Genomic DNA, 12565 nt, shown 5'->3' with positions numbered 1-12565 from the left:
TATGCAGAAGGGACGACGTATCAAGATGCAAGAGGGACGGAGCTGTGAATACGCACAAACCCCTACCTGATCACCCCATGCCAGAATCCCTGAGCAGGAGAACTTTACCGTGATTTTCTCTCTGAACACTGAGGGAGGTCTTTGCTTTGGTTATTGACACTCTCGGAGTCCAGGATAAAGCGGCGGGAGACGCCCATGGCATAGTCGAGATCGGCTCGGGCTGAATATGTATCGTACACGGCGTCAACAAGCTGGGTTCTGGCATTGGTCAGTGCTACTCGAGCGTCGAGAACATCTATGTTGGTCCCGACACTGGCAGAGTATCGTTTGACAGCCATTCGATAATCCTCCTCGGCGCTGGCGACCTGACTTCGAGCGACCTCTATCCGCTGAAAGGCTGACTCCAGATTCAACTGAGCCGACGAAATTTCCAGCTCCACCTGTTTTTGAAGATCATCCATCGAGTGAAGCATCTCTGCAGCCGCAGCCCGAGCGCGCCTTTCCTTGGCCTTGCTTTCCCCGCCATCGTAGAGCTCCCACGTGGCAAACAAAGTAACCACCCAATCATCGTCATCGTTGGGGAAAAAAGAATCGTCGGTATTCTTCAACTCCCCCTTGAGGCCGACCTGAGGACCCCGGGTACCAGCAGCAGCTCCAGCCAACGCCAAAGCCGAGCGACGGGAACACTCTAAAGCGACCAATTCGGGACGCTTCGTCATAGCCTGTTCCACCAAATTGCCAGCCAGAGGGGCAACAACCTGGACCTCCGTCTGAGGCTCGGGCATGTGGTGATCCTCGCGAAGATCGATTCCCACAGCCCGCTCCAGAGCCCGCCAGGCTACGTTTACGGCGTTGGAGGCCCGAATAACGTTCAGTTTACCGTCCGCGATGTCCACCTGAACCCGGAGCACTTGATCCTTGGCCACGACTCCATAGGTATAGAAAGACTCCACCTGGGTCAGATGCTTCTCTGCCAGGGACAAAAAATCCTGCGCCACTAAGAGCTTAGCCCTGGCACGCTGAAGACCGTAGTACGCCTTCCGCACAGCGTTCTCCACCGCCTGACCGGTTCGCACCGAGCTGGCCCTCACACCAGAAAATGCCAGTTTTTTAGCCCGGATCGTGCCGGAGACGGCACCGCTGCTGTAGATGATCCAGTTCAGAGAGAGACCTGCCTGATACGCATTTCGGTATCCCGCATAGGCCAACCCCAGAGGACCAGCGGGCCCCACAACGGGATACGTCGCGGCCTCATGTGAGAAACGGGCAACCAAGGAGGCTCCCAAGTGAGGCAGAGCGGCTGCCTCGGCCTGGTTGATCTCCTGCCTGGCCTGTTCCTCTCGTGCAACAGTCGCCATAAGTGACGGGTTATGTTCGTAGGCCAAGCTCAAGACCGCCTCAACTGAGAGCATATCCCCCGAGACCAAGACCTCTCCCAGCCCCACACAGGGAAGAATAACAAGCACGGACAGCGCCAGGCTCGTTCGGTATAAGAGAACGGACAAACGCATACTATACATCCTCTCCTTCGTATCTCTTAAACTCTCAGAACGACCCGAGCGATCTCGAAATAGACAATCAGGCCAAAAACGTCGACTATCGTCGTGATGAAGGGACCGGACATAATAGCCGGATCCAGCTTAAGGAATCGGGCAATCAAGGGGAGCACAGCACCAGCAAGATTTCCCATAAGCACCACGGCAACGATAGCGGCGGTCAATGTGAACGCGACCTCCGGTCCGGTCTCCAACATGAAAGCCCGAGCTAACCCCAAAAGCGCCAAAGCACCGCCCAAAAGCAAGCCGGAGCCGGTTTCCCGAAGCAAAATTCTGCCTATATCTTTCTTTTTTATGTCGCCAATGGTCATGCCTCGGATCATCAATGTCGACGCCTGAGTTCCGGCGTTCCCCCCTGTACCGATAAGAAGGGGGATAAAAAACGTCAGGGACACCACGCTCTGGATCGTACATGAATAATGTTTTAAGACCGATGACGTCAGAGCCTCGGTCAGAATACAGATCACCAGCCACACGAATCGTTTACGAGCCATGGTGAAGAGACCGACGTCCAGATAGCTGTCCTCCACTGGCTGAATACCGGCCATTCGCTCGAAGTCCTCCGTCGCCTCCTCTTCCAGAATATCTAACACATCGTCGAAGGTGACGATACCCACGAGACGCTCCTCCTTATCGGTCACAGGGATCGTATGGATATCATACCGGGACATCAGTTTCGCTACATCCTCCTGATCGGAAGTGGTCAGGGTACAGACGGGATCGTCGTCCATGATGGCCTCCACTCTTGTATGAGGTTCGGCCATGATAAGATCCTCAAGCTCGACCACGCCCAATAGATGTCGAGCCTCGTCGATGACGAAACAGGTGTAGATGGTCTCCTTCTTCCGGGCGGTGGCCCGAATACGAACCACAGCTTCTTCGGCCGTCATCTGACTCTTGAGGTCGATGAACTCAGGAGTCATTATCCGCCCAGCAGAGTCCTCTGGGTAATTTAATAGACGATTAGCCAGGATTCGCTCAGTCGGTGAAAGTTGTCGAAGAAGCTTCTTGACCGTCTTGGCAGGGAGTTCGTCGAAAAGCTCAGTCCGATCATCATCCGACATCTCCTCGATGATCTCGGCAACCTCACTGTCGGTAACGTGCTGGATGAGTTTCTGTTGCTCGTCAGAATCCATAAGCTCGAAGACCTCAATCGCCTGATCCTTAGGGAGAAGTCGGAAATACAGAACGAGATGAGTCGGAGAAAGAGCTTCGAACCCCTCGGCGACATCGGCGGGCTCCATGGAAGAGAGAGCCTCCTTAGCCTTGAGATAGGCTCTCTCCTGTAGATATCCCTCTATGAGGGGGAATTCCTCCTGAAAGCGGTTCATCCCAGTCATGGCAACAGCCTCCTTACGGGCACCGCAGAGCGTCGGCGGCTCCCAAAGGAGAGAGACCGAATCTCAGCGACAACGTGATCTATGCAACAGACAGAGTGCCAATGGTCGATACAACGGAACTGAATCGTGATCCATAATCATCTTCCTTTTTAGAGTCCTCGTCTTCAGCAAACGTGCTGGGCAAAACCTATCATACATCCCTGCCTTTCTCCTGGTCAACGACAACAGCAAAGGACATGCAAAAAATCGGTGGGACCGAGAAATCGGTCCCACCGAAAGAAAAGGATTTCTTTACCGCTTGGAGAACTGGTACTTGGCCCGAGCGCCCTTCTGGCCGTATTTTTTTCGCTCAACCATCCGGGAATCCCGGCAGAGCATTCCAGCTTTCTTGAGAACAGGGCGAAGATCAGGGTTGAGTTTGATCAAAGCCCTTGCAATCCCAAGTCGCACAGCACCAGCCTGGCCCGTCAATCCACCCCCATGAGCGTTGACGAAAACATCGATTTTGCCCTCAACACCAGCCGTTTTGAGAGGTTCAAGGGCTTGAGCCACCCAGCACATCCGAGGAAAGTAGTCGCCAACCTCACGGTTATTCACCCGAATCTGCCCCTCGCCGGGAGCAATCCGGACCCGGGCAATAGCGTTCTTCCTCCTGCCCGTGCCCCAGGTAAAAGAAGTGTCCATGTTCAATATCCCTCCATCTCTCAAACTAGACATCTAGCGCCGTGGGCTTCTGGGCAGAATGAGGATGATTCGGCCCAGCATAGACCTTGAGTTTTCGGTGAAATTGAAGCTTGTTTCGAGGAACCATACCCTTGACGACCCTCTCGATAAGCCGCTCTGGGTATTTGGCAAGGATCTCGCCATAGGTGGCCTCCTTGAACCCCCCGGGATGCCCACTGTGACCGTAGACCTTTTTTTCCACCTTGCGGCCGGTGAGTTTGACCTTCTCGGCGTTGATCACGATAACAAAGTCACCGGTATCGACGTAAGGGGTGTACGTAGGCTTATGCTTACCCATGAGGACCATGGCTACCTGAGTTGCAAGACGACCGAGAGGTTTCTCGGCAGCATCCACAACGTACCAACTTCGCTGATACGTCTCTTTCTTAGCCATGAAGGTGCGGTTGTCGTTCATTACCCAACACTCTCCTTGATTATTGTAGTGTTCAAAAAATACGTCAGGTACGTGTAATGGACCATACTGCATCATACCAATCCAAAAAACAACACAGGACCCTGGGGAGCCTCGTCATCCGACAGGCAGTACAACAAAAGACGAAGGGGAGGGGTGTGGCACCCCTGTCGCATCCGTCGGCGAAGGTTGTCCTTGGAGGCAGCAGATTTATATAATTCGACGAAGCCGAGGATTCTCCTGAACCCCGGGCAAGCGACCCCGTTTGGCAACGGGATGACCGTTCACCTCTTTTATATCCATCGTCATGTCTCGGGGTTCAGCGTTGGAGATATAGCTCCCCACCCCAAAAGCGTCCACACCGGCATCGGAGAGAAGGCGGATCCGCTCGGGATTCAGCCCACCGGACGCCACTATGGATACCTTAGAGAACCCCTCCTGATCGAGACGCCACCGAATCTCTCGGACAAGTTCCGGGGTGACGCCACCTCGCTCCGCCGGCGTATCAAGACGAACCCCCGACAGACGGTCCCTCAGAGCCCGAGCTACTCGAAGGGATTCTTCAGCCTCGTCCTTGAAAGTATCAACTAAAACGAGACGAGGTTCGTCCGGGGACAGGGTCTGATCGTACAGTTCGGCGAGTTTGAGGGTATCGCCCGCAACGAGAATCGCCGCATGAGGCACGGTCCCCGAGGGGGCTTTTCCGGCGAGCTTCGCTCCGAGAATACAGCTGGCAGCATGACATCCTCCGATGGTCACCGCGACCTTCTCCATCACGGGAGCCACCGCAGGATGAACATGCCTGGCGCCGAAACAAAGAACAGGCTTGCCATCAGCAGCCTGGACACACGCCTGAGCTGCCGTGGCCCAGGCAGTCGCACTAGCCAGCATCCCAAGATAGACAGTTTCCAGCATTCCAAAGACCCCATAGGACCCTTTGATTCGGACTAAAGTCTCTCGTTCCCCGAAGTTATCCCCTTCAGCCAGAGCCCACATACTGATATCTCTACCGGCTAAAAGAATTAATATCTCAGAAAGACCGGCAAAGACACCTGGTTTTCTTGTAAAGATCTCGGCTGTCACAGGCGTATCCAGAAGCCCGCCAGCTGTCAGGACATCTCTGGTCTTGACAAAATAGATATCCGTAGTCTCTCCCCTGAGGATCTCGTCGTGAGTCGCACTGGAGAGCCGGTCATCCGACACGGAGAGCTCGGCCACGTCCTTCAGGCGGGATATGGACCGATGAGACATTACGACGCCGTCAGATGATAACCAAGGCCACAGAGGTGATCATGAACAGAGTCGTGACGACCACGGTGATCTTGGTCAAAGCGGTAAAACGTTGCCACTGGCTTGAGCCGCTCATATCGGCCTGACTTCCACCGCCAAAAATCCCACCGAACCCACCTTGTTTCCTGTGCTGCATGAGCACCACAGCCATCAGGATCAGGCACAGAACAACGTGCAGGAGAGATATAGCGATCTTCATAATTTTTTCAAACCTCCCGTTGCGCCGATGACCTTCGAGGTCACAGCCGAGTTATTGTATCATATTTTTCTTCGACGCAAGCCACGAGACAAAACATCTCGCAGCCCTCGCCCTGTGAGAGATCACGGACTTCACGTCCGGCGCCAGCTCCCCAAAAGTCATCTCGTACCCCTGAGGGATAAAAAGGGGATCGTACCCAAAACCGTTCGCCCCCCGAGGCTCAAGAGCGACATCGCCGAAGCAGTGTTCCTCGACGGACCAAGCTATAGAGCCGTCGGGAAGAGCAAGTACCAAAGCAGCGGTGTAGCAGGCCGAGCGGTCATCTATCCCAGCCAGAGCATCCAAAAGCCACTGACGACATGCGGCATCGTCGACGCCGACCCTCGCAGAGCGCACCCCGGGCCGACGATCCAGAGCCGTAACCTCGATACCGCTGTCGTCGGCCAGGGAAGGACGCCCTGTCTCCCATGCCCAGGCACAAGCCTTGAGGGAGGCGTTCTCCAAAAAAGAATTCCCCGTCTCCTCCACATCGACAGAGGCAAAGTCCTTTCCAAACAGAAGAGTCACCCCCAGGGGATACAGCAAACGCTGAAATTCATCGAACTTATGACGATTGCCACTGGCAATAACCATCTCACGAAGACGCAAGGGCCTCGACCTCCTCGTCATCCATGTCAATGACCCTGTCCTGAAGGATCGTCAGTTTCTCCACAGCCCGAGATGCTTGGTCCAGCATCCGGTTCAGCTCGTCTCTGGAGAACGAAGCACCCTCTCCGGTTCCCTGAAGCTCTATAAAACGACCTTGCCCATCAATGACCACGTTCATATCTACGTCGGCCTGAGAATCCTCAAGGTAGCACAGATCGGTCATGACAGCACCGGAAAATCGCCCAACACTCACAGCTGCCACCTGAGCTCTCAGGGGAATGGAGGACAACCGCCCCGAGCGCCATAGCTCCCGCAGAGCATCCACCAATGCGACAAAACCTCCTGTGATGGCCGCAGTTCTGGTTCCTCCATCAGCCTGAAGAACGTCGCAGTCTATCCAGATCGTCCGCTCGCCCAGGGACTTCAAATCGACCGCCGCACGAAGGGATCGGCCTATAAGACGCTGGATTTCGCTACTTCGGCCATTGAGCCGTCCTCGAGTGATATCCCGCATCACCCGAGTGGACGTCGATCGGGGAAGAAGAGAGTACTCGGCTGTCACCCATCCTGAGCCAGTTCCTCGAAGAAAAGGCGGGACCTTCTCCTCCACCGAGGCCGTGCAGAGGACCTTCGTCTTCCCAAAAGACGCAAGACAGGAGCCCTCCGCGTAGCAATTGACACCCCGCTCCAAGCTGACGGAACGGAGCTCATCACACAAACGTCCGTCCTCTCGACGCCACTCGTTATCGGCCATGGCCCCCTCCATCAGGAACTTTTTCTCAGTTCCCACGGCACTGACAGGGAAATCTTTCCTGCTGTTTTCTCCACAGATCCGTCGACGAGAAACTGAACCCGGGTCACCGGGACAAAATTCTCAACGACGGTCCGAACCAAGCCGGTCATCACCAAGGCCCCCTTCTTGGCGGACATCTTGGACAGAGCGATCTTAAAGGACTCGTTGAAATCCAAATACAGCATCTCACCATCTCTGAACACATGCTTGAGCCCCACATCAGAGGCAAACACGCCCTCCTTTTCGAGATGTTCCAATAAAACGTTCACAACCTTAGTTAGATCCTCCTCCATGAGCCCGGACAGGACCTTGACCTCCACTCGGGTCAACTTTCCCTTGGCACCGGGAACATACAGAGGGAAAATCACCCGGCGCCCCATATCAACGAGAGTCTGGACGCCCTCACCGCTTGAGTTCATCAGGTTCTCAACCTGCTCGGGCGAGGACACCACGTCGGGCTGACTCCCTAGACCTCGCTCGTCCATATAGTTGAGAAGCCATCCAGAACAAACATATCCCAGAGCGAAGAAAACAGCCGCCAATGCCCCCCAGGCCATAAGACGAGAAATCCAGCGTAAAGGACCACCAGTCTCATCTCCTCCCCGATTAACCCGGAGTTTTCGTCGGGAGGATCGATACGCCCGAAAAGCCTCATCGTCAAACTGATCCATCTCGGAGCCAACCCCTTTCATCGTAGAAACGCCTTGATACCCTTGGACATACACCTGGCAATCTTATCCTGATACTCTGGATGGGCCAGAAGTCGTGCCTCGGAGCGTTCGCTTATAAAGCCAGTCTCTATGAGCACCGCAGGCATAGCTGCTCCTCGGAGGACAAAAAATGGAGCCTGGGCTACTCGTCGCATGGGCAAATTGCCACTCCGCCCCGCCGCAAATAACGCCTCGGCGAAACTTGTACTTTCCCGGATCTTGTTGTTCTGTTGCATGTCGCCCAGGATGCTAAGCAACATATCTGTTTTGGCATCGCCCCCTCGCCCTTGAGAGCCATCCACCAGCTCGGCGTTCTCGATCCTCGCCAAAGCCATAGCATCTTTGTCAGTGGGCAGGGCCATGATATATATCTCCATTCCCTTCGCGTGACGCCCCTTTGGCAGAGCGTTCAGATGTATGCTCACGAAAACGTCGCCATCCCACTTGTTGGCGAGCGACGTCCTCGTCGCCAGGCGAAGATACCGATCATCCTGGCGGGTCAGCCGAGCGTCCATGCCCATAGCCTGAACGTGCTTAGCCAGCTTCTGAGCGATCTGAAGAGCCAACACCTTTTCCTTATACCCATTCCCCCTGGCACCGGGATCCTTGCCACCGTGCCCGGCATCGATCACGACCAGAGGGCGTTTCTTCTTACTCGGCTGGGGATGGCGAGGGGACGGATTCGACGATGGCAACGGCTTGGATGCCGGAGGCAACGACTCGGATACAGACGGATCGGACGCCGGCGTGGGCTTCGATTCAGAAGGACGAAGAAAATCGGCTACAACACGTGCGGGCTCCGTAAGCTCGAAAACGTGAACCTTCCAGCCTCGGGCCAAAACCGACAGAGTCCATCGTGATCCCGACGGTTTGGTCGAGACCACCACGGCCGGATCGGGAGAGCGAGTCTCTGATTCCGACGACAGATCGAAACGAACGCTGTCCTTAAACACACGATAGCGGGGCTTTTCTGCCCCTTCCAACACCAACCGAACCCGATCAGGATGAACGCCCCACCTGATCTGAACGGGAACCGAGGATCGAGAGGAAGCGGGAGGATTCGAAGAGGGGCAGGAGACGGTCGATTCTGGCGGATCCTCCGTCCTCGCCTCGGGGGAGCCTTGGCCTCGCCATCGGAGAGCCGCCACTGAGCCCGATTTTGCCAGGAGCTTTTCCATCGTAATCAGAGCCGACTGAGCGTCCATCCACCATCTTTGATCAGCCAAAAAAGCCTTTCGACGCAGGGGAATTATCTCATGACCGAGCCAGACCGCTGCGGCATCTGGAATCACCTGAAGCAGAGTCGCCCCCCGCTGAACCCTCAACGTGCCGTTGACCAACTTGGGAGAGCAATCCAACAGACGAGCCATCTCACCGACGGAGACGAAGACCTCACCGTCGTGATCCCGAACCACCACTGTCCCAACGGGCCGCCCATCGCGCATTACCTGCCATGTCTCCCCCCAGGCGGCAAAAGCCCACAGGACGACAAGGACCAAGAGAATCACACGAACAGGCCAACGCCATAGGTCACCCTGCTTGATCAAAACCGCTGGACCTCCTCGTGAATGACGGAAACCGCCGATCGAACGTCTTCCTCCTCCACGCCCAGGTGAAAGACGAGGCGAACTCTTGGTGACTCCGAAGCGTTGAACAACACCCCTCGACGGGCACAGGCCATCGCAAATGCCGGCACGTCCTGAACCTTCTCGGGGAGATTAAAATAGACCATGTTCGTCCGTCGGGTTCCAGGAAAGACTGGTTCCGTCGCCAGCCCTCTCTCCATCAAAAGAGACTCAGCCAGCTCGGCGTTACGATGATCGTCGGCAAGACGAGAGACATGGTGCTTCAGAGCATAGAGCCCTGCCATGGCCATAAAACCCGCCTGCCGAAGCTTACCGCCAAGCCTTTTTCGCTCGAACCTGGCCCGGGCTATAAACTCCTGGGATCCACAGACCAAAGATCCCATAGGTGCGCCCAGTCCCTTGGAGAGACAGAACTGAACAGAGTCCACAGAGACAGTGTACTCCTTGATATCAACCCCCCAAGCGACAGCCGCGTTGAAAATCCGTGCCCCATCCAGATGAACCGCAAGGCCCGCATCACGACCGGACTCAAGTGCCTGAGCAAAATTCTGAGGTGACACGGCCAGACCGCCCCGATCATTATGGGTATTCTCAAGACACAGAAGAGACGGCTGAGCAAAGTGAACATCACGAACGGGACAGGCCGCACGAATCGCCTCAGGCGTCGGAACACCGGCAATATCGTCAACGAGATAGGGCAAAATCCCTGCGAGGACGGCCATTCCGCCCCCCTCGTATCGATACATGTGAGCCCGATCTCCCACCAACACGGCATCTCCACGACGACAGTGACTCAGAATCGCAATAAGATTTCCCATAATTCCCGAGGGGACAAACAGACAATCCTCCTGCCCGGTTATCTCGGCACCCAGTCGTTCAAGTTCATTAACCGAGGGATCGTCACCATAGCCGGCATCCCCAACAGGAGCCTCGGCCAAAACCCGACGCATTTCCTGAGTCGGAAGAGTCACCGTATCGCTCCGTAAATCGACGGTCTTCACGCAAAAAACCTCCCTTATTGTGTCAGGCTTACAGAGAAACCCCGAGTCGAGCCCAGGGCAGAAAATCGTCGTCGACAAGCACTCCAAGGGACACACCCGGCCTATTAGCCCCATGAAAATCCGACCCCGCCGTGGGGAATAGGCCAAGCTCACCGGCCAATTCCATGTACCGAAACACCCATTCAGGGCTATGATGAGCTGAAACACATTCAAGTCCCCACAGTCCCATGTCCTTGAGATTTTTCACGATGGGCCTAAGATCGCCTATATCCCTGGCTGTCTGGATCGGGTGTGCGAGAACCGCCAGACCTCCAGCCGAACGGATCAACTCAATACACTCCTGTGGGGAAAGTCGCACCCTCGGAACGTAACCCGGGGCCCCTCGCTTGAGGTACCGATCGAAACACTCTCTCATCGTGGCACAATATCCTCGCTCCACCATCGCACGAGCCAGATGTGGACGGGCAACGACCGTCCCCCCCGAGTACGCCTGTACCTCCTCCATGGACAGGTCAACACCTATGGACCGAAGACGATCGATAATCTTGTAATTTCGCTGATTTCTCATCGTCCGTATGTCGTTGAGCTTATGAAGAAAACCGGCATGGCCAGGATCGAAGCCATATCCCAGGATATGCATCGTCGAGGGAAATTCGGCGGAGAGTTCCACGCCTGCCAGCCCCCGAACCCCATGCCGCTGGCAGGCAGCAAGAAAAGACGGCACCCCCTCTACCGAATCGTGATCTGTCAGGCTGAGAACAGCCACTGATGACCGACAAGCCAGCTCGACCAGCCTCTGAGGGGAGACCGTCCCATCGGAACAAGTGCTATGGGTATGGAGGTCAACGAGGATCATGCAGCCCTGTTGAAAAACGCCTATCTCTCGTCAACCAGAACCTCGATCTGAAACAGGCCCGGCAAATCCAGAAGGACGATAAGCCGTCCGTCATCCATCTTGGCGACGCCACGCATGAACTCCTGATCCACGGAAGACTCCAGATCGGTCACCTGCTCAATCTGAGATTCATAGATCGTATTGACCTCCCGAACGTTGTCCACGAGGATACCGAAAAGCACATCCGAGTACTCCACGACGATAATCCGAGACTCGGACGTCACCTCGTTGGAGTCGCTGCCTATCCTGATCGAGATATCCAAAACGGGAACAATTGTCCCACGAAGATTGATCACACCCTTTATGTAGCTTGGAGCATTCGGCACACGAGTGATCACGGGCGGAACCCGGACGATCTCCCGAATATCCCGAACATCTAGACCGAAATTCTCCTCGTTCAGGCCGAAGACCAGAATGATCTTCTCCTGCCCCTTCCTCACATCCTCTGCGTACATATCCGCTTCGTTGATCTTCTGCTTTTCCTGAGCGGGGCTCATGGACAGACCTCCTCTGCTCGGTTCGTATCTTAATTGCTCTATCTTACCATCTTTCCAAGCTTACCATCTTTCCAAGTGAAGTTTACCATCTTTCCACATGAAGCTGAAAACCCTCCAGGGTAACGAGCTCCACCGACTCTCGGGTAATTATGGCAACTCCAGCAGGATCACGTCCTCGAGGAGTACTGGCTGAACCCGGATTCAGGTATAAAGTTGGCCCCTCACGAACCAAAGAAGCCACATGGGTATGGCCCGTCACCACCAGGGACGGTGAAAACGCCCGAGCCCAATCCCGCACCTGAGAAAATATCTGACCATGAGCCATGAAAATAGTTCGACCATGCCACCACAGAATCACGTACGGTGACAGGAGCGGCCATCGAAGCCGTTCCTGATCCTCATCTCGATCACAATTTCCCCGGGCGATGAGCAGAGGGACGGGGAGTTCATTCATCTCGTTGGCGAGGTGATCCGATGCCTCTTGGCCTAAATGACCCAAAACGTCACCAGCATGAAGCACTAACTCCACATCACCCCAGAGTTTTCGGGCCTTCTGCCACGAGTACAGATCCCCATGCGTATCGGAAATCACACCGATGGACTCCACAAAGATCGCCTCCCTTACCACCTCTCCATTACAGCTATTGTACCGGAAGGCCCCAAAAGACGAAAGCATAAAGCCCACGACAAAATTGGCAGTCTTAAGCTCATTGGATGCTCGTGTGTTTGATATGTTTAGCGCTTCAGAAAAAACAGCGGCAAACCAAAGAGCAAAGCGGATGGAAGAAAGCCAACGGGGCATCAGCCTCTGGAACTAAAGCTCCTTCTTCGTATGTATCTACGTGTTATCGATATCGACCCCATACGAACGAGGAAGGCACCCGATAAGAGAAAAAACTCTCTCTTCTTCTGACA

14 protein-coding genes are annotated in these 12565 nt (G+C 55.0%); all 14 read right to left on the bottom strand.

Annotation, left to right across the window (positions count from 1 at the left end):
- Positions 1-104: 104 nt before the first annotated feature.
- The gene (locus CSA35_04065; GenBank protein ID PIE54800.1) at positions 105-1511 is read right to left on the bottom strand and encodes a transporter; all 1407 of its coding nucleotides are present in this window, start codon (positions 1509-1511) and stop codon (positions 105-107) included.
- A 26-nt stretch (positions 1512-1537) separates the two neighbouring features.
- Positions 1538-2896 carry a magnesium transporter gene (mgtE, locus tag CSA35_04060; protein PIE54799.1) on the bottom strand — a complete coding sequence of 453 codons (1359 nt, stop codon included), beginning with the start codon at positions 2894-2896 and terminating at the stop codon, positions 1538-1540.
- A gap of 291 nt (positions 2897-3187) precedes the next feature.
- Complete coding sequence (locus tag CSA35_04055) at positions 3188-3580, bottom strand: 30S ribosomal protein S9 (protein ID PIE54798.1); 393 nt, start codon at positions 3578-3580, stop codon at positions 3188-3190.
- Between the two features lie 25 nt (positions 3581-3605).
- Positions 3606-4034: a 50S ribosomal protein L13 gene (locus CSA35_04050; protein ID PIE54797.1), complete on the bottom strand. Its 429-nt coding sequence runs from the start codon at positions 4032-4034 to the stop codon at positions 3606-3608.
- 207 nt (positions 4035-4241) lie between these two features.
- Positions 4242-5282 (bottom strand): nicotinate phosphoribosyltransferase, encoded by a 1041-nt coding sequence (locus CSA35_04045; GenBank protein ID PIE54796.1) that lies wholly within the window; start codon positions 5280-5282, stop codon positions 4242-4244.
- Positions 5283-5292: 10 nt separating this feature from the next.
- Positions 5293-5520 carry a preprotein translocase subunit SecG gene (gene secG / locus CSA35_04040; GenBank protein ID PIE54795.1) on the bottom strand — a complete coding sequence of 76 codons (228 nt, stop codon included), beginning with the start codon at positions 5518-5520 and terminating at the stop codon, positions 5293-5295.
- Positions 5521-5571: 51 nt separating this feature from the next.
- Positions 5572-6189 carry a non-canonical purine NTP pyrophosphatase gene (locus tag CSA35_04035; protein ID PIE54794.1) on the bottom strand — a complete coding sequence of 206 codons (618 nt, stop codon included), beginning with the start codon at positions 6187-6189 and terminating at the stop codon, positions 5572-5574.
- Positions 6155-6922: a ribonuclease PH gene (locus tag CSA35_04030; protein ID PIE54877.1), complete on the bottom strand. Its 768-nt coding sequence runs from the start codon at positions 6920-6922 to the stop codon at positions 6155-6157. Before CSA35_04030 ends, CSA35_04035 begins: the two co-directional genes overlap by 35 nt.
- Positions 6923-6933: 11 nt before the next feature.
- Positions 6934-7653 carry a hypothetical protein gene (locus tag CSA35_04025; GenBank protein PIE54793.1) on the bottom strand — a complete coding sequence of 240 codons (720 nt, stop codon included), beginning with the start codon at positions 7651-7653 and terminating at the stop codon, positions 6934-6936.
- On the bottom strand, positions 7650-9218 hold the full coding sequence (locus CSA35_04020) for an N-acetylmuramoyl-L-alanine amidase (protein ID PIE54792.1): 1569 nt from the start codon (positions 9216-9218) through the stop codon (positions 7650-7652). The genes CSA35_04025 and CSA35_04020 overlap by 4 nt, the downstream gene beginning before the upstream one ends.
- Complete coding sequence (locus CSA35_04015; GenBank protein PIE54791.1) at positions 9215-10372, bottom strand: low-specificity L-threonine aldolase; 1158 nt, start codon at positions 10370-10372, stop codon at positions 9215-9217. The genes CSA35_04020 and CSA35_04015 overlap by 4 nt, the downstream gene beginning before the upstream one ends.
- A complete protein-coding gene (locus tag CSA35_04010) occupies positions 10287-11114 on the bottom strand; it encodes a phosphatase (GenBank protein ID PIE54790.1) in 828 nt (275 codons plus the stop codon). The genes CSA35_04015 and CSA35_04010 overlap by 86 nt, the downstream gene beginning before the upstream one ends.
- 20 nt (positions 11115-11134) lie before the next feature.
- Positions 11135-11650: a chemotaxis protein CheW gene (locus CSA35_04005; GenBank protein ID PIE54789.1), complete on the bottom strand. Its 516-nt coding sequence runs from the start codon at positions 11648-11650 to the stop codon at positions 11135-11137.
- Between the two features lie 82 nt (positions 11651-11732).
- Positions 11733-12257 carry a YfcE family phosphodiesterase gene (locus tag CSA35_04000; protein PIE54876.1) on the bottom strand — a complete coding sequence of 175 codons (525 nt, stop codon included), beginning with the start codon at positions 12255-12257 and terminating at the stop codon, positions 11733-11735.
- Positions 12258-12565 lie beyond the last annotated feature (308 nt).

It is taken from the genome of Dethiosulfovibrio peptidovorans (assembly GCA_002748665.1).
Taxonomy (GTDB): Bacteria; Synergistota; Synergistia; order Synergistales; family Dethiosulfovibrionaceae; genus Dethiosulfovibrio; species Dethiosulfovibrio peptidovorans_A.
This window is presented reverse-complemented; position numbering and strand designations above follow the sequence as displayed.

Excerpts from the sequence above, each read along its gene's own strand:
- mgtE (PIE54799.1), bottom strand. The coding sequence starts at position 2,896 with ATGACTGGGATGAACCGCTTTCAGGAGGAATTCCCCCTCATAGAGGGA.
- CSA35_04055 (PIE54798.1), bottom strand. The coding sequence starts at position 3,580 with ATGGACACTTCTTTTACCTGGGGCACGGGCAGGAGGAAGAACGCTATT.
- CSA35_04050 (PIE54797.1), bottom strand. The coding sequence starts at position 4,034 with ATGAACGACAACCGCACCTTCATGGCTAAGAAAGAGACGTATCAGCGA.
- CSA35_04035 (PIE54794.1), bottom strand. The coding sequence starts at position 6,189 with ATGACGAGGAGGTCGAGGCCCTTGCGTCTTCGTGAGATGGTTATTGCC.
- CSA35_04025 (PIE54793.1), bottom strand. The coding sequence starts at position 7,653 with ATGAAAGGGGTTGGCTCCGAGATGGATCAGTTTGACGATGAGGCTTTT.
- CSA35_04030 (PIE54877.1), bottom strand. The coding sequence starts at position 6,922 with ATGGCCGATAACGAGTGGCGTCGAGAGGACGGACGTTTGTGTGATGAG.
- CSA35_04015 (PIE54791.1), bottom strand. The coding sequence starts at position 10,372 with ATGGGGCTAATAGGCCGGGTGTGTCCCTTGGAGTGCTTGTCGACGACG.
- CSA35_04005 (PIE54789.1), bottom strand. The coding sequence starts at position 11,650 with ATGAGCCCCGCTCAGGAAAAGCAGAAGATCAACGAAGCGGATATGTAC.
- CSA35_04065 (PIE54800.1), bottom strand. The coding sequence starts at position 1,511 with ATGCGTTTGTCCGTTCTCTTATACCGAACGAGCCTGGCGCTGTCCGTG.
- CSA35_04045 (PIE54796.1), bottom strand. The coding sequence starts at position 5,282 with ATGTCTCATCGGTCCATATCCCGCCTGAAGGACGTGGCCGAGCTCTCC.
- secG (PIE54795.1), bottom strand. The coding sequence starts at position 5,520 with ATGAAGATCGCTATATCTCTCCTGCACGTTGTTCTGTGCCTGATCCTG.
- CSA35_04010 (PIE54790.1), bottom strand. The coding sequence starts at position 11,114 with ATGATCCTCGTTGACCTCCATACCCATAGCACTTGTTCCGATGGGACG.